Here is a 16853-nt window from a genome sequence, read left to right as displayed (position 1 = left end):
AAGATAGGGAGCCACCCATGACGGAGGGACTCAGGGATCTGCTTGCGGCAGTCTCCAGGCGGGATATCTGGTTGAGTTTTGCCCTCAGTGACACTCGGGCGCGTTATGCGAGAAGTACGTTGGGGCCCTGGTGGATCACTCTGGGTACCGGGCTCGGCGTCATTGGGTTGGGGTTGGTATGGAGCGCGGTCATGGGCCTGGAGCTGCGGGCGATGCTGCCCAATCTCGCCGTGGGCCTGGTCCTGTGGTTCATGATTTCCGGGATCATTGCCGAATCGTCGAATTGCTTTGTCAATCAGTCGGCCATCATTCGAAATTATTCGTTGCCACTGTCACTGCATACCTTGCGTTTGCTTTCCAAACATCTGATCAACTTCTCACACAATATATCGATTGTTCTAATCGTGTTCTGCCTGTATGGCTTTCCAACCGTTGCGAATGTGGGCTGGGCGTTGCTCGGTCTTCTGCTGGTTATCGTGAATCTTTGGTGGATCGCCTTGTTGATCGCCACCCTGGGGGCCAGGTTTCGGGATCTTGGGCCTTGTATCGAGGCGTTGATGCCGATCCTGTTCTTCATGACGCCCATCCTCTACAAGAAGTCCGATGTCGTTTCCAGTCTTTCCTGGTTCGCCTTGAATCCCATCGCCACGCTGTTTTCCCTGGTCAAGAATCCATTGTTGTCATTGCCGATCGAGACCTTCGATTACTGCAGCATGGCTGTTCTCAGCCTGGCTGGCTGGATTTTGGCCGTCGTGGTTTTTGGGCGGTATAAAAAAAACATCGTCTTTTGGGTCTGATATGGCATTCATACAGTTGAAGAATCTTGCGCTGAGTTTTCCCGTCATTACCGAAGCGGGCGCCTCTCTCAGGACGCAATTGGTCAGGATGAGTACCGGAGGCATTATTTCCAGGGATGACTCCCATACGGTTCACATCCAGGCACTGAAAGATATCAACCTCACGCTGGTCGATGGCGACCGGGTGGGGCTGATTGGTCACAACGGTTCGGGCAAGAGCAGTCTGCTGCGGACATTGGCCGGGATCTACATGCCCTCCAGTGGCACCCGTCATCTGCAGGGCAGCGTGCGTGCCCTGTTCGAACTCGGCGTCGGCACGGACCATGAATTGTCGGGGCGGGCGAACATCGATCGCCTGGCGCGACTGTACGGTTATCCGTTGCGCCAGGTGCAGGCGGATATTGCCGAGATCGAGGCGTTTTCTGGATTGGGCGGCTATCTGGATCTGCCGATCCGCTCCTATTCCTCGGGTATGCAACTGCGGCTGATCTTTGCCATCTCGACACTTTATTCCAGCGACATCCTGCTGATCGATGAAGTCTTCGGAGTGGGCGACGAATCCTTCCAGGAGAAAGCCAGGCAGCGAATGGAAAGCATGATGCACCGCTCGAAGATCGTGGTCATGGCCTCTCACTCGAAGGAGTTGCTCAACAAGTTCTGCAATAAAACCATCAGGCTCGAATCCGGCAGCATCGTGGCGATTGAGTCGATCAAGGAGAGCGTATGAGCAAGGCCGCAATTTTCAGGATAGCCAAGGCGACCGCATTCGAGCTGTTGGGGCCCTATGCCTGCCGTCTCGCCCTGGCGAGCCTGCGCGAAGGCAAGTCGCTGTCCGGTCTCCCGTCACGGGTCAGGCTGGCTTACTACCTATTGAAAGTGGCGAATGTATTCCTTCCATTGCCCGCCTTGATGCGCGAGCAGGAAAAGTCGGAACTCGAACGACCACAACTCTATGACGAGCACTTGCTCAACCTGATGGTCAACAGGGCTTATGACCTGCCCGATGTGATCGTCGATCAGCAGGCGCCCGTGCGCATAAATGTGCTGGTGCCGGCATTTACGATCAATACCATTTCCGCAGGGTTCTTTGGGGTCTTCAATGTGGCGATGTTTATCGCCCAACAGGGTTATCGCGTGCGACTGGTACTGTTCGACAATTTCTATTATGTCGAAGACGAGTTCCGCAAGGCATTGCAAAAATTTCCCTCCATGGAGCGTCTGTTCGAATTGATGGAGGTCGAGTACATCGGTTCGCGTCTCGTGCCGTTGAGGGTGTCGCCAAGAGACAACTGTGTCGCTACGGTCTGGTATAGCGCTTACTTTGCCAACAGGATTGCCCAGTTGACGGGCGCGCGTCCATTCCTTTATCTGATTCAGGATTTTGAAGCGGCCTTTCATCCATTCAATAGTCAGTATTGTATTTCCAGGAACTCCTACGACTTCAACTATCACACCTTGTCGTCGTCGAGTGCCCTTTTAAACTATCTCAAGAGCAATGCCATCATTCCTGAGCGGCAGCCCCTGCGATCGATGAGTTTCGACAATGCCTGCTCCTCCTCGATTTACGCGCAGGAAGAGTTTTATGAGCAAAAGAGCAAAGGCCGTAAGCGGTTCGTATTCTACAGTCGCCCGGCGGTGAACCGGAACATGTTCGAAATGGCGGCGCTGGCCTTGATCGAGGCGTTCAAGAAGGGCGCGTTCGACGAGGGCGACTGGGAGTTCTACGGGATGGGCATCGGCAATGCCTCTGTCCGGTTGGCCGAAGGCGTGGAGGTGGTGCAGTTGCCCAGGATGCCCCTGGATGAATATGAGGCCGTCACCAAGACCTTCGACCTGTGCCTGACCCTGATGTCCTCGCCACACCCCAGCCTGATCCCGATGGACCTTGCCGCTTCCGGTGCCATCGTCGTCACCAACACGTTTGCGACCAAGACGCCGGACTACCTCGCCGCCATATCGAGGAACATCATTGCGGTCCCGCCCGATCTGCATCGATTGTCTTCAGCCATTATCGAGGGCGTCAAACGGACGGATGATATCCAGTCACGCTATGAGAATGCCGTCGTGAACTGGCCTAGGTCGTGGGCAGAAACCTGGACCGAAAAACATCGAACATTCATTCGCGAGGTTTTTGCCGATGCCAGGTAAAAAGGACCTTGAAGAGCGTCTCCAGGCCGTAGGGAGCCGATATGGTTGTGACAAGGTGGTCACGCACCATTACCACCGGTTTTACGCGAATCACTTGCTGGATTACGTGGGACGCCCTTTCAAACTGCTGGAAATAGGCGTGGGAGGCGAGGGCGCCGACCCGGGCGGTGCCTCGCTGAAGCTCTGGGCCGAGGTTTTTCCCCTGGCGACCATCCATGGTCTGGACATCTACGACAAGCGTGAACTTGACAGCGACAGAATCCAAACCTTTGTGGTCGACCAAGGCGACCCGCTCGCACTGGATCGTTTCATGAAGCGATACGGCCCGTTCGACATCATCATCGATGATGGCAGTCACCGGCGCAGCGACCAGTTGACCAGCCTGTTCAATCTGATCACGGGGGTGGTGGCTGGAGGGTATTACATTCTTGAGGATTACTTCACGTCCTACTGGCCGGTTTATGACGGCTCAACGCTGGCTAAGGATTTCCTCGACACGCCCGTGCGCTGGCTCAAGCAGACCATCGATATCATCAACCGGAACAATCTGCTTTCCCAGGAGATGAAAGCACTGATCCCGAGCTGGGAGATCGAGGCGCTGCATGTCTATCCCGGTGTGGCCTTCATCAGGAAAGGGGTGGGGCCCAACCGCAGTGTATTGCCCGGCGGTGATTTTGTCGAAAACCAGTTGCAGTTGGATGAGCTCAGGTATGGCCGCTACAAGACCTGGTTTTTCGACCATGCCCGTGATCCGATGAACTACCTGGCGCTGTTGCACAAGTTCAGGCAGGCACTGGACGCTGAGATTGCCGGCCTTCAGGGGGCCGGCAAACGCGACGGCTGAAGGCGGCCGGTCCCTTTCCTGGCCTGGTGAGGCGCATGGGTGGGCGTCGTCGGCTGAAAGTCTCCCGTAGCCGTTCGGTGCTGCCTGTCAATGTCCGAATATGTCGCAGCGTCGCAAGAACGCCTGTCGGCCCTCTCGTTAAGCTTCGCAACGGATAGTTTTTCCCCGGCCCCGGCCTGTAAAACCGGCGGCGGCCGTGGAAGAGGCTAATCTTCGAACGTGGATGTGACCCCTGGGTCGCGATCAGCATCATCAACCTGTCACTGTGCACTGCCCAAGCTACACCTGCCCAGTGATGAAGGCCCCCCTTTTGCGGGGGAAACTCGCGACGCTTCTCTCTATATAAAACAAAGCCCAAGCGGAGTACCACAGATGGCGTTCTTCACCGCAGCCAGCAAGGCCGACTTCCAGCATCAACTGCAAGCGGCACTGGCGCAGCACATCAGCGAGCAGGCACTGCCACAAGTGGCGCTGTTTGCTGAACAGTTCTTCGGCATCATTTCCCTGGACGAACTGACCCAGCGTCGACTCTCCGATCTCGCCGGCTGCACCCTCTCAGCCTGGCGCCTGCTCGAGCGCTTCGACCACGCCCAGTCCCAAGTACGGGTCTACAACCCGGACTATGAACGCCATGGCTGGCAATCGACCCACACCGCCGTGGAAGTCCTGCACCACGACCTGCCGTTCCTGGTGGACTCGGTGCGCACCGAACTCAACCGCCGCGGCTACAGCATCCATACCCTGCAGACCACCGTGCTCAGCGTGCGTCGTGGCAGCAAGGGCGAATTGCTGGAGATTCTGCCAAAGGGTACCCAGGGCGAAGGGATTCTCAACGAATCGCTGATGTACCTGGAGATCGACCGTTGCGCCAACGCCGCCGAGCTGAACGTGCTGTCCAAGGAGCTGGAGCAGGTGCTGGCGGAAGTCCGGGTCGCGGTCGCCGACTTCGAGCCGATGAAGGCCAAGGTCCAGGAGCTGATCCAGGGCATCGACAACAGCCAGTTCGCCATCGCCGCCGATGAGAAGGCCGAAATCAAGAGCTTCCTCGAATGGCTGGTGAACAACCACTTCACCTTCCTCGGCTACGAGGAGTTCGTGGTCCACGGCGACCAGGACGGCGGTCACATCGAGTATGACCCCAATTCCTTCCTCGGCCTGACCAAGCTGCTGCGCGCCGGCCTCACCGCCGAAGACCTGCGCATCGAGGACTACGCCGTCGCCTACCTGGCCGAACCGACCCCGCTGTCGTTCGCCAAGGCCGCGCACCCAAGCCGTGTACACCGTCCGGCCTATCCGGATTTCGTCTCCGTGCGGATGATCGACGCCAACGGCAAGGTGATCAAGGAATGCCGCTTCCTCGGTCTCTACACCTCCTCGGTCTATGGCGAGAGCGTGCGGGTGATCCCGTACATCCGTCGCAAGGTCGAGGAAATCGAACGCCGTTCCGGCTTCCAGTCCAAGGCCCACCTGGGCAAGGAACTGGCCCAGGTACTCGAAGTGCTGCCGCGCGACGACCTGTTCCAGACCCCGGTGGACGAGCTGTTCAGCACCGTGATGTCGATCGTGCAGATCCAGGAGCGCAACAAGATCCGCGTGTTCCTGCGCAAGGACCCGTACGGCCGCTTCTGCTACTGCCTGGCCTATGTGCCGCGTGACATCTATTCCACCGAAGTGCGCCAGAAGATCCAGCAGGTGCTGATGGATCGCCTGAAGGCCAGCGACTGCGAGTTCTGGACCTTCTTCTCCGAATCCGTGCTGGCCCGTGTGCAACTGATCCTGCGGGTCGACCCGAAGAACCGCCTGGACATCGATCCGGTGCTGCTGGAGAAGGAAGTGATCCAGGCCTGCCGCAGCTGGCAGGACGATTACGCCAGCCTGGTGGTCGAGAGCTTCGGCGAGGCCCATGGCACCAACGTGCTGACCGACTTCCCGAAAGGCTTCCCGGCCGGTTATCGCGAGCGTTTCGCCGCGCACTCGGCGGTGGTCGACATGCAGCACCTGCTGAGCCTGACCGAAGCCAATCCGCTGGTCATGAGCTTCTACCAGCCGCTGGGCCAGGTCGGTCAGCGTGAGCTGCATTGCAAGCTCTACCACGCCGATACCCCGCTGGCGCTGTCCGACGTGCTGCCGATCCTGGAGAACCTCGGCCTGCGCGTGCTGGGCGAGTTCCCCTACCGCCTGCGCCACAGCAACGGTCGCGAGTTCTGGATCCATGACTTCGCCTTCAGCGCCGCCGAAGGCCTGGACCTGGATATCCAGCAGCTCAATGACACCCTGCAGGACGCCTTCGTCCACATCGTTCGTGGCGATGCCGAGAACGACGCGTTCAACCGCCTGGTGCTGACCGCCGGCCTGCCATGGCGCGATGTGGCGCTGCTGCGTGCCTACGCCCGCTACCTCAAGCAGATCCGCCTCGGCTTCGACCTCGGCTACATCGCCAGCACCCTGAACAACCACACCGATATCGCCCGCGAGCTGACCCGGTTGTTCAAGACCCGTTTCTACCTGGCCCGCAAGCTCAGCGCCGAAGACCTCGACGACAAGCAGCAGCGCCTGGAGCAGGCGATCCTGACCGCGCTGGACGACGTCCAGGTGCTGAACGAAGACCGCATCCTGCGTCGCTACCTCGACCTGATCAAGGCGACCCTGCGGACCAACTTCTACCAGACCGACGCCAACGGCCAGAACAAGTCGTACTTCAGCTTCAAGTTCAACCCGCACGCGATCCCCGAGCTGCCCAAGCCGGTGCCGAAATTCGAGATCTTCGTCTATTCGCCACGGGTCGAGGGTGTGCACCTGCGTTTCGGCAACGTCGCCCGCGGCGGCCTGCGCTGGTCGGACCGCGAGGAAGACTTCCGTACCGAAGTACTGGGCCTGGTAAAAGCCCAGCAGGTGAAGAACTCGGTGATCGTGCCGGTGGGCGCCAAGGGCGGCTTCCTGCCACGTCGCCTGCCGCTGGGCGGCAGCCGTGACGAGATCGCGGCCGAAGGCATCGCCTGCTACCGCATCTTCATCTCCGGCCTGCTGGACATCACCGACAACCTGAAGGACGGCGCGCTGGTGCCGCCGGCCAACGTCGTGCGGCATGACGACGATGACCCGTACCTGGTGGTGGCGGCGGACAAGGGCACCGCGACCTTCTCCGACATTGCCAACGGCATCGCCATCGACTACGGCTTCTGGCTGGGCGATGCCTTCGCTTCCGGTGGCTCGGCCGGTTACGACCACAAGAAGATGGGCATCACCGCCAAGGGCGCGTGGGTCGGCGTGCAGCGTCACTTCCGCGAGCGTGGCATCAACGTCCAGGAAGACAGCGTGACCGTGGTCGGCATCGGCGACATGGCCGGCGACGTGTTCGGCAACGGCCTGCTGATGTCCGACAAGCTCAAGCTGGTCGCGGCGTTCAACCACCTGCACATCTTCATCGACCCGAACCCGGAGCCGGCGGCCAGCTTCGCCGAGCGCAAGCGCCTGTTCGACCTGCCGCGTTCGGCCTGGTCGGACTACGACACCAGCATCATGTCCGAGGGCGGCGGTATCTTCTCGCGTAGCGCGAAGAGCATCACCATCACCCCGCAGATGAAAGAGCGCTTCGACATCAGCGCCGACAAGCTGACCCCGACCGAACTGCTCAACGCCTTGCTCAAGGCGCCGGTGGACCTGTTGTGGAACGGCGGTATCGGCACCTACGTCAAGGCCAGCAGCGAAAGCCATGCCGATGTCGGCGACAAGGCCAACGACGCCCTGCGGGTGAACGGCAACGAACTGCGCTGCAAGGTGGTGGGCGAGGGCGGCAACCTGGGCATGACCCAGCTCGGTCGCGTCGAGTTCGGCCTCAACGGCGGCGGCTCCAACACCGACTTCATCGACAACGCCGGTGGCGTGGACTGCTCCGACCACGAGGTGAATATCAAGATCCTGCTCAACGAAGTGGTGCAGGCCGGCGATATGACCGAGAAGCAGCGCAATCAACTGCTGGGCAGCATGACCGACGAAGTCGGCGGCCTGGTGCTGGGCAACAACTACAAGCAGACCCAGGCCCTGTCCCTGGCAGCGCGGCGTGCCTACGACCGCATCGCCGAGTACAAGCGCCTGATGAGCGACCTGGAAGGCCGTGGCAAGCTGGACCGTGCCATCGAGTTCCTGCCGTCGGAAGAGCAGATGGCCGAACGCGTTGCCGCCGGCCAGGGCCTGACTCGTGCCGAGCTGTCGGTACTGATTTCCTACAGTAAGATCGACCTCAAGGCCGCGCTGCTCGACTCCAAGGTGCCGGATGACGACTACCTGACCCGCGACATGGAAACCGCGTTCCCACCGATGCTGGTGAGCAAGTTCGCCGATGCCATGCGCCGTCACCGCCTCAAGCGCGAGATCGTCAGCACCCAGATCGCCAACGACCTGGTCAACCACATGGGCATCACCTTCGTGCAGCGCCTGAAGGAGTCCACCGGCATGAGCCCGGCGAACGTCGCCGGTGCCTACGTGATCGTGCGGGACATCTTCCACCTGCCGCACTGGTTCCGTCAGATCGAGGCCCTGGACTACAAGGTCGCGGCCGAGACCCAACTGGAACTGATGGACGAGCTGATGCGCCTGGGCCGTCGTGCCACCCGCTGGTTCCTGCGTAGCCGTCGCAACGAGCAGGACGCCGCCCGTGACGTCGCGCACTTTGGTCCGCACCTGGCGGCGTTGGGCCTCAAGCTCGACGAACTGCTGGAAGGTCCGACCCGTGAAGTCTGGCAGACCCGCTACCAGGCCTACGTCAAGGCTGGCGTACCGGAACTGCTGGCACGCATGGTGGCCGGCACCACGCACCTGTACACCCTGTTGCCGATCATCGAAGCCGCCGACGTCACCGGTCACGACGCTGCCGAAGTGGCCAAGGCCTACTTCGCGGTGGGCAGTGCCCTGGACCTGACCTGGTACTCCCAGCAGATCAGCGACCTGCGCGTGGCCAACAACTGGCAGGCCCAGGCCCGCGAGGCGTTCCGCGACGATGTCGACTGGCAGCAGCGTGCGATCACCATCTCGGTGCTCAAGCTGGCCGATGCGCCGCAGGACATGGAGGCCCGTGTGGCCCTGTGGCTGGAGCAGAACGCGAGCATGGCCGATCGCTGGCGTGCGATGCTGGTGGAGATCCGTGCCGCCAGCGGCACCGACTACGCCATGTACGCGGTCGCCAACCGTGAGCTGATGGACCTGGCCCTGAGTGGTCAATCAGGGCTGTGATAGCCTGAAACAAGCTGTCATCAAAAAAAGCCCCGGCTCGTGAGAGTCGGGGTTTTTTTCGGGTTCGGGTGGAGGGTCAGATACCGATATCGCCCAGGGTCCGCACGATATTGCGCAGGGTGCCGGCAATGGTCGGGTGTTCGAGTTCGAAGCGCTCGACCGCCAGGTTCACCCCGTCGGCCAGGTTGGTGTCCTGGGTTGCGCTTTCCAGTTGCAACTGCAGTGCGATCTGCTGCATCAGGTCCTGCAGATGGGCGCGCTCGGCCTCGGACAGCGGCGGGTTCTGTTCAAGTTGCTCGCGCAGGGTGTCGAGTTGTTCTTGCAGTTCGCGGGCAGGCATGGTGGTTTCCTTCTATGGATAGTCTCTGGCATAGACCTTCGTGACGCGATAAAGGTCGGTGCCTGACTTTCAGCGTAATCCACCGCGGCGATTCGTGCCTGATCCCCATCAATGCCACCTATCAGGGCTTCTCGCCCTTGAGGCGACGCAGGGCGATGTCGGCGAGGCAAGTGGACAGTTCGCCGAGGTGGTCGATCACCGAATGCACGCCGAGGCTGAACAGTTCCACGGTCGCCTTGCCGCGCTTGCTTTCCCGCTCCTGGCGGCTCAGTGCCTGCCATTCCACCGGGGTCAGGCCGCACAGCGGGCCGCAGGAGGCCAGGCCGATGGTCCACAGCCCGGCATTGAGCCCCGACTGCAGCAGGCGCGGCTCGCCGCTGACCAGCACGCAGCCCTCCAGTTGCGGCACGCCAAGGCCCATCAATGCCTGCCAGCAGGCGTTGGGCGATGGCCAACGGGCATCAGGGCAGGCGCCAGCCGGTTTCACCCAGGCCGGCAGGGTCGCGGCCAGGGGCGTGCTGACCTCATGGGGCAATTCATCCATCCAGGCGCAGGGTACGCCGAGCTGCTGCATATCCTGCAACACTTCCAGTGCGCCAGGGGTGGCGTGGCTGTGTTCATCCGGGCGTTGGCCATGTCGGGCGCGGGCACCGAAATCCACCAGGCAGCCAGTCAGGCCGAACAGCAGGGCAGTGGGGTTGGGCAGTGGTGCGGCGGCGGTGAGTGGCATGGCAACGTCCTTGAAATAACTTCGCAGAATAAGGCGTTGCCATGACAGTTGAGTGACTCCTTGCTGTCGGTCCTACTTGTAATTCTTTGTAGGACTTGTCTGGGTCATACTGCCTAAATGCAGGTATCCGCTTTATACTGACCCCAATTGTCAGGGCATGGCGCCCGCATCCCGTCTCGTCCAAGGAGTTTCTTTTTATGCGCTGGATCGATCGTCTAGCTCAAGTGTCTTTGTGTGCCAGCATGGCGCTGGTGCCATTCGCCGCGCACGCGGCCGACGAAGATCCGTGGGAAAGCGTCAACCGTCCAATCTTCAAGTTCAACGATACGCTGGACACCTACGCCCTGAAACCCTTGGCCCAGGGCTATCAGGCCGTGACCCCGCAGTTCCTGGAAGACGGCATCCACAACATCTTCCGCAACTTCGGCGACGTCGGCAACCTGGTCAACGACGTCCTGCAATTCAAGCCCCAGGCGGCGGGTGTCGATACCGCGCGCCTGCTGTTCAACACCACCCTGGGTGTGGGCGGCTTCTTCGATGTCGGCACCAAAATGGGGCTGCAGCGCAACGATGAAGACTTCGGCCAGACCCTCGGCCATTGGGGCCTGGACAGCGGCCCTTACGTGGTCATTCCATTCTTCGGCCCGAGCACCCTGCGCGATGCACCGGCCAAGGTGGTCGACAGCTACACCGAACCCTACCGCTATATCCACGACGTGCCAGCGCGCAACATCACCATGGGCCTGGACGTGATCGACACCCGTGCCAGCCTGCTGTCGAGCGAGAAGCTGATCAGCGGCGACAAGTACATCTTCATCCGCAACGCCTACCTGCAGAACCGCGAGTTCAAGGTGAAGGACGGCAAGGTCGTCGACGACTTCTAGTTGTCGGCCGGCCAACAAAAAGGCGACTCCTGGAGTCGCCTTTTCATTTCACACCCGCTTCGCAAGCGCCGCTGGCCCTTGCGGGCGCCGGGTTTGCCGGCGAACCGCCAAGATCCCGGGGATCTGCCTCAACTCATCTTGAGAATGTGCAACCCCAACCGCTGCCCACCATCCTGATCCCGCACCCAAACCACCTCGGTCTCCGCCTCCAGCCCCCTCAGCGACGGATGATCGGAGTCGATCCTCACCAGCAACTGATCGCCGGCCTTGAACGCCCGCGGCGCCGCCACCTGCATCCCGCTGCTGGACAGGTCCACGCACACCGCCGAAATCTCCAGCCCGGCATGGATCAGCGTCACGTCGGCATCGACGCGCATCCGGATGTAATCACGCTTTTCCTCGTAGTCACGATCGGTTTGGCTCATCGACTCCATCCTTCGATTCCGTTGTGGTTTTCACACTTCTTATAACTCCCGGTGATTTGAGGTGTAAAGACCTCAAGCGACCATCGGCATGAGCTTGAAACGCCCGGTGGATGAGAGTACCGTCTGCGCCTTAGAAGGGCACCTCTGATACCGATGCACCGGACCTGATCGTTCGGTCGGCTCGAACCGGAGAGGCTAGAAAGCGAATCCAGTAGTACGAGCGGGGTCCAGGCCCTGCTGTCTACGCCAACCTAATTCTGGCGCCGTTTGCCCACATGCAGAAAACCAGTGCCACGCTGCTGATAATAGATGACGACGAAGTAGTGCGCGCAAGCCTTGCGGCCTATTTGGAAGACAGCGGATTCAGCGTCCTGCAAGCCGGCAACGGTCTGCAGGGACTTCAGGTATTCGAGCAAGCAAGGCCCGACCTGGTGATCTGTGACCTGCGCATGCCCCAGATGGGCGGCCTGGAACTGATCCGCCAGGTCTCCGACCTTTCGCCGCAGACACCGGTGATCGTGGTCTCGGGCGCTGGCGTCATGAACGATGCCGTCGAGGCCCTGCGCCTGGGCGCGGCAGACTACCTGATCAAGCCCCTCGAAGACCTCGCCGTGCTGGAGCACTCCGTGCGCCGGGCCCTCGATCGGGCGCGCCTGCTGCTGGAGAACCAGCGCTACCGCGAAAAGCTCGAAGCCGCCAACCGCGAGCTCGAAGCCAGCCTTCACCTGCTGCAGGAAGACCAGAACGCCGGGCGCCAGGTGCAGATGAACATGCTGCCGGTCAGCCCGTGGAGCATCGACGATTTCCACTTCGCCCACCAGATCATCCCGTCCCTGTACCTGTCCGGCGACTTCGTCGACTACTTCCGGGTCGACGAGCGGCGGGTGGCGTTCTACCTGGCGGATGTCTCGGGGCATGGTGCTTCGTCGGCGTTCGTTACCGTCCTGTTGAAGTTCATGACCACGCGCCTGCTGTTCGAGTCCAAGCGCAATGGCACGCTGCCGGAGTTCAAGCCCTCGCAGGTGCTGGGCCATATCAACCGCGGGTTGATCAACTGCAAGCTGGGCAAGCACGTGACCATGGTCGGTGGCGTGATCGACGAGGAAACCGGACTGCTGACCTACAGCATCGGTGGCCACCTGCCGCTGCCGGTGCTCTACACCCCGGACAGCGTGCGTTACCTGGAGGGGCGTGGTCTGCCGGTCGGCCTGTTCAACGAGGCCGCCTACGAGGATCACATTCTGGAGCTGCCGCCGACATTCAGTCTTACACTGATGTCTGATGGCATTCTGGACCTTTTGCAACAAGATACACTCAAAGAGAAAGAGGCTGCCTTGCCTGAACTGGTGAGAACAGCCGGGGGCAGCCTGGATGGCTTGCGCCAGGTTTTTGGATTGGCCACGCTAGGGGAGATGCCGGATGATATCGCCCTGTTAGTGTTGAGCAGGAACCTTTGATGAGTACCGGTAGAATCCAATTCGCCGAGCAGGATGGCACCTTCGTTCTGAAGTTCGTGGGTGAAGTGCGCCTGACCCTGTGTTCGGCGTTGGATGCCACGATCGAGAAGATCTTCACGGCGCTGAACTTCACCGCGATCGTGATCGACCTGACCGAAACCCGCAGCATCGACAGTACCACGCTGGGCTTGCTGGCCAAGCTTTCGATCCTGTCGCGGCAGAAAGTCGGCCTGTTGCCGACGCTGGTGACTGTCCACGACGACATTACCCGCCTGCTGCAGTCCATGGGCTTCGACCAGGTGTTCAACATCGTGAACCGCCCGATTCCGTGCCCGGAATGCCTGACCGACCTGCCCTCGCAGGACCAGTCGGAAGAAGTGGTGCGGGTAAAGGTGCTGGAAGCGCACAAGATCCTGATGGGGCTGAACGACTCCAACCGCGAAGCGTTTCACGACCTGGTGAACGCGCTGGAGCGCAGTTGAGCCACTGACGCCTCAGGGCGTACAAAAAAGGGCGACATCCCCACGGATGTCGCCCTTTTTGCGCTGGCCATGTCAAAGGCTAGTCCGTGCTTTCCAGGGGGATGATCTGCTGTGGGAGGAGGATTCACCGAGGAGTCGGGAACGATAACACCGCTCCAGCTGACTCCCGGGGCAGCATCACCGTCCCTCCAGCAACGCCCCCGCCTGATCCAGCAACGCCAGCGGGTCCTGCGCCTTGTGAATATCCACCGACAGCAACTGGCGGAACCGCCGCGCCCCCGGAAAGCCGGTGCCCAGCCCCAGCACATGGCGGGTCACATGATGCATGGCCCCGCCACTGGCAATATGTTCGGCCACATACGGCCGCAACTGCGCCAGCGCCTCGGCCCGGGAAATCACCGGTGCCGTGCTGCCGAACAGCCGCTGATCCACTTCAGCCAGCAGGTACGGGTTGTGATAGGCCTCGCGCCCCAGCATCACCCCGTCGAAGGTCTGCAGGTGCTCCTGGCACTGCTCCAGCGTCTTGATCCCGCCGTTGAGCACGATCTCCAGCTGCGGGAAGTCCTGCTTCAGGCGCGCCGCCACGTCATAGCGCAGCGGTGGAATCTCGCGGTTCTCCTTGGGTGACAGCCCCTCCAGGATCGCGATCCGCGCATGCACGGTAAAACTGCCGCAACCGGCCTCGCGCACCGTGCCGACGAAATCGCAGAGTTCTTCATAACTGTCGCGGCCATTGATGCCGATACGGTGCTTGACCGTCACCGGAACCGACACCGCATCGCGCATGGCTTTCACGCAATCGGCCACCAACTGTGGATGGCCCATGAGGCAGGCACCGATCATGTTGTTCTGCACCCGGTCGCTGGGGCAGCCGACATTGAGGTTGACCTCGTCGTAGCCGGCGTCCTCGGCCAGCCGCGCGCAGGCGGCCAGGTCGGCCGGTACGCTGCCGCCCAGTTGCAGTGCCAGCGGGTGCTCGGAAGCGTTGTAGCGCAGGAAGCGTTCACGATCGCCATGGAGAATGGCACCGGTGGTGACCATCTCGGTGTAGAGCAGGGTGTGCCTGGAAAGCAGGCGCAGAAAGTACCGACAATGGCGGTCAGTCCAGTCCATCATCGGCGCAACAGAAAACCTCCTAACTACCGTATCTACTGGTTTACCTGGGGTTAGGGTCTGATTCTGCTGCATTTTTGCATCTCTCATTTAATGCCGTTTAATACTGTTTTTGCTTATTTGTTGATGCTCGTTGCTACAATGTAGCAACTTCAATCAGTCATGTAGCAAATCCATGGGAACGATCACGCAGCGCAAGCGCAAGGACGGGTCATCGGGCTTTACCGCCCAGATCCGGATCATGAAGGAAGGGAAGGCAGTCTATCAGGAAAGCCAAACATTCGACCGCAAGTCGAACGCCCAGGCCTGGATCAGGAAGCGCGAGGCCGAACTTTACGAGCCGGGGGCTATCGAGAAAGCGAACCGGAAAGGGGTGACGGTCAAGCAGATGATCGACCAGTACCTGGTCGAGTACGAGAAGCTGCGGCCACTGGGTAAGACCAAGCGTGCCACCCTGGCCGCAATTGCAAAGACCTGGCTGGGCGACCTGATGGACCGCGATGTCACCAGCCAGAAGCTGGTGGAGTACGCCACCGACCGTATCGAGAAGGACGGCATCCAGGCGCAGACAGTCGGCAATGACCTTGCGCACTTGGGCGCTGTGTTGTCCGTGGCCAGGCCCGCGTGGGGCTACGATATCGACCCGCACGCCATGCCAGACGCCCGCCGGGTTCTGCGCAAGATGGGCGCCGTGACTCGCAGCAACGAGCGCAACCGTCGGCCAACACTCGACGAGCTTGAACGCATCATCAGGTACTTTGCCGAGATGCGGGATCGCAGAAAGCAGGAGATCGATATGGTGCGCGTCGTGGTGTTTGCTCTGTTCTCGACCCGCCGACAGGAAGAAATTACCCGCATTCGCTGGGACCGGCTGAACGATGCTGAGCAGTCGGCCCTGATCACCGACATGAAGAACCCCGGCCAGAAGATTGGCAACGATGTGTGGTGCCATCTGCCGGACGAGGCCTGGCGCGTTCTACAGTCGATGCCGCGTGGTGCTGATGAGGTGTTCCCGTACAACCACAGGTCAATCTCTGCGGCATTCACCAGGGCTTGCCACTTCCTCGAAATTGAGGATCTGCACTTTCACGATCTGCGCCACGACGGCGTCAGTCGTTTATTCGAAAAGGGATGGGATATTCCGCGCGTAGCCAGCGTGTCGGGCCACCGGGATTGGAACTCGATGCGGCGCTATACGCACCTGCGGGGGAAAGGGGATCCCTATGAGGGCTGGCCCTTGCTGGAGGAGGTGATAACGGGCCCCGTGATCGAGGCCCGGAGGCGGGTCAAGAGACGCGTCGTAGACCACGCCCCATAAGCTTGTCGTGCTCGCTTTTGGCCTTGGCGTGCTGTGCGTCAAGGTATGCGGCCAGGTCATTCAGGTGTACGCCGCGGGCCGACTTCTGGCTGGCCTCCATGCAGACCAGTGTCAGGTTGATCTCGCCCTTGGCCACCTTGAGTTTCAGTTTCTCCGGCGTCAGGTGGCTGAAGTAATCAGCGCACACGCGCTCGATCGGGATGATTGCCTGGCCGCCGTATTGGGCCATGAGCAGGAATGCAGTGTTCATGGGTAACCTCATGATTTAGGGAGACTTTGGGGAAGTGCTGCCGGAAGCGGGGTCAATCGACCCCGTTGTCGCTGCCGTCGTAGTTGCCCAGGCCGGGCGGGATGGTGATGGTGGGGGTGTGGTCTGGTTCGGCAGATTCCTGTGCCGCGGCGTCCTTGATCCTGACCAGAGCTGCGACTTCCTTCAGCAGGCCGTACTGCTCAAGCGTGCCGCCCAGGTTGGTGGCGATCTTCAGCAGCATCGCTTCCAGAGTGTCGACGCGCTCGTCGCGCTGGGTCAGGTCGGCCTGCAACTGGTCGCGCTCGGAACGCAGCTGCTCGACCTCGCCGCTGTCTGCGTGGGCATACACCTCGGCGCTCCCGTCTTCCTGGCAAAGGTCCGGCGCGTTGTCCGCAATCAGCAGGGTCATGCCGGCGAAAAGCTCGGCGGTTCCACCTTCAAGAATCCAGAGCGGCTCAAGGCCGCCGTCGCCGTCATCAACGAGCTCTGCAACTGCTGTGAGCATGATCGGCTCGCCTTGGTGCTGCTCGGCTGGCTGGCCGTAACTGAGCACGCATAAGTGATCGGGCAGGCCATAGTGCTTTTGCACGTGGGTGATAGTCCGACGTGCGACTGTGCCGGTGTATTCGCGGCCATCGTCGATCTCGCGGAGCAGAACTGTATCGCCTACGGCGAACTCACGATCTGAGCAATCCCTGATTTCGCCGGTCTTGAGGCCGCTGAGCAGGTCAGCCAGCGGGGTCTGTCGGATCTTCAGTTCGTGCTGACGCGGCACGCTGACCATCTTCTGTTCGTTGCTGGATTGGTTTTCTGTGGGCATGGGGATACCTCGCGGT

The 16853-nt window shown here is 60.8% G+C and carries 15 protein-coding genes; 9 read left to right on the top strand and 6 right to left on the bottom strand.

The genetic code is table 11. The features are described 5' to 3' along the window. Nucleotides 1-17: 17 nt before the first annotated feature. The 5 genes from PF66_RS21700 to PF66_RS21680 all read left to right on the top strand — a co-directional run bounded on the left by PF66_RS21700 (nucleotide 18) and on the right by PF66_RS21680 (nucleotide 9018). Nucleotides 18-797, top strand: coding sequence for an ABC transporter permease (locus tag PF66_RS21700; RefSeq protein WP_054063798.1), 780 nt, complete (start codon nucleotides 18-20; stop codon nucleotides 795-797). An 88-nt stretch (nucleotides 798-885) separates the two neighbouring features. Continuing rightward, a complete protein-coding gene (locus PF66_RS21695) occupies nucleotides 886-1524 on the top strand; it encodes an ABC transporter ATP-binding protein (protein ID WP_054063797.1) in 639 nt (212 codons plus the stop codon). Next, nucleotides 1521-2945: a hypothetical protein gene (locus PF66_RS21690; RefSeq protein ID WP_054063796.1), complete on the top strand. Its 1425-nt coding sequence runs from the start codon at nucleotides 1521-1523 to the stop codon at nucleotides 2943-2945. The genes PF66_RS21695 and PF66_RS21690 overlap by 4 nt, the downstream gene beginning before the upstream one ends. Beyond that, entirely contained in the window at nucleotides 2935-3789 is an 855-nt protein-coding gene (locus tag PF66_RS21685) for a hypothetical protein (RefSeq protein WP_241494417.1), read from the top strand. Before PF66_RS21690 ends, PF66_RS21685 begins: the two co-directional genes overlap by 11 nt. A 372-nt stretch (nucleotides 3790-4161) precedes the next feature. Further along, the gene (locus PF66_RS21680; protein WP_054056594.1) at nucleotides 4162-9018 is read left to right on the top strand and encodes an NAD-glutamate dehydrogenase; all 4857 of its coding nucleotides are present in this window, start codon (nucleotides 4162-4164) and stop codon (nucleotides 9016-9018) included. Between the two features lie 76 nt (nucleotides 9019-9094). Here the strand turns inward: PF66_RS21680 and PF66_RS21675 are convergent, their stop codons facing one another. Together PF66_RS21675 and PF66_RS21670 are read right to left on the bottom strand one after the other, a co-directional pair. Further along, on the bottom strand, nucleotides 9095-9358 hold the full coding sequence (locus PF66_RS21675) for a DUF4404 family protein (protein ID WP_054056593.1): 264 nt from the start codon (nucleotides 9356-9358) through the stop codon (nucleotides 9095-9097). 121 nt (nucleotides 9359-9479) lie between these two features. Then, nucleotides 9480-10088, bottom strand: a complete 609-nt coding sequence (locus PF66_RS21670; protein WP_054056592.1) for a hypothetical protein — start codon at nucleotides 10086-10088, stop codon at nucleotides 9480-9482. A 197-nt stretch (nucleotides 10089-10285) separates the two neighbouring features. Here PF66_RS21670 and PF66_RS21665 point away from each other — a divergent pair, with 197 nt between their 5' ends. Beyond that, nucleotides 10286-10972 carry an MlaA family lipoprotein gene (locus PF66_RS21665; RefSeq protein ID WP_054056591.1) on the top strand — a complete coding sequence of 229 codons (687 nt, stop codon included), beginning with the start codon at nucleotides 10286-10288 and terminating at the stop codon, nucleotides 10970-10972. Nucleotides 10973-11100: 128 nt separating this feature from the next. Here PF66_RS21665 and PF66_RS21660 read toward each other — a convergent pair whose 3' ends face one another. Further along, complete coding sequence (locus tag PF66_RS21660; RefSeq protein ID WP_054056590.1) at nucleotides 11101-11397, bottom strand: PilZ domain-containing protein; 297 nt, start codon at nucleotides 11395-11397, stop codon at nucleotides 11101-11103. Nucleotides 11398-11672: 275 nt separating this feature from the next. On the opposite strand from PF66_RS21660, the gene rssB reads away from it, so the two are divergent. Beyond that, nucleotides 11673-12854 (top strand): two-component system response regulator RssB, encoded by a 1182-nt coding sequence (rssB, locus tag PF66_RS21655; protein WP_054056589.1) that lies wholly within the window; start codon nucleotides 11673-11675, stop codon nucleotides 12852-12854. Continuing rightward, on the top strand, nucleotides 12854-13336 hold the full coding sequence (gene rssC / locus PF66_RS21650) for an anti-sigma factor antagonist RssC (protein WP_054056588.1): 483 nt from the start codon (nucleotides 12854-12856) through the stop codon (nucleotides 13334-13336). Before rssB ends, rssC begins: the two co-directional genes overlap by 1 nt. Nucleotides 13337-13513: 177 nt before the next feature. Here the strand turns inward: rssC and dusA are convergent, their stop codons facing one another. Continuing rightward, complete coding sequence (gene dusA, locus PF66_RS21645) at nucleotides 13514-14524, bottom strand: tRNA dihydrouridine(20/20a) synthase DusA (RefSeq protein WP_054063794.1); 1011 nt, start codon at nucleotides 14522-14524, stop codon at nucleotides 13514-13516. A gap of 100 nt (nucleotides 14525-14624) precedes the next feature. Between dusA and PF66_RS21640 the strand changes: the two genes are divergently transcribed. Next, a complete protein-coding gene (locus PF66_RS21640; protein ID WP_054063793.1) occupies nucleotides 14625-15767 on the top strand; it encodes a site-specific integrase in 1143 nt (380 codons plus the stop codon). Here PF66_RS21640 and PF66_RS21635 read toward each other — a convergent pair. Continuing rightward, the gene (locus tag PF66_RS21635) at nucleotides 15736-16017 is read right to left on the bottom strand and encodes a pyocin activator PrtN family protein (RefSeq protein WP_054063792.1); all 282 of its coding nucleotides are present in this window, start codon (nucleotides 16015-16017) and stop codon (nucleotides 15736-15738) included. The two genes, PF66_RS21640 and PF66_RS21635, sit on opposite strands and share 32 nt — an antisense overlap. Nucleotides 16018-16069: 52 nt before the next feature. Beyond that, nucleotides 16070-16853: DUF3850 domain-containing protein (locus tag PF66_RS21630; RefSeq protein ID WP_206542431.1), on the bottom strand; the 784-nt coding region annotated here is incomplete at its 5' end.

Source organism: Pseudomonas asplenii, from assembly GCF_001293465.1.
In the GTDB taxonomy this organism is placed as follows: domain Bacteria; phylum Pseudomonadota; class Gammaproteobacteria; order Pseudomonadales; family Pseudomonadaceae; genus Aquipseudomonas; species Aquipseudomonas fuscovaginae_B.
Note: the sequence above shows the minus strand (reverse complement) of the source record. Positions and strands in the feature narration are given on the sequence as shown.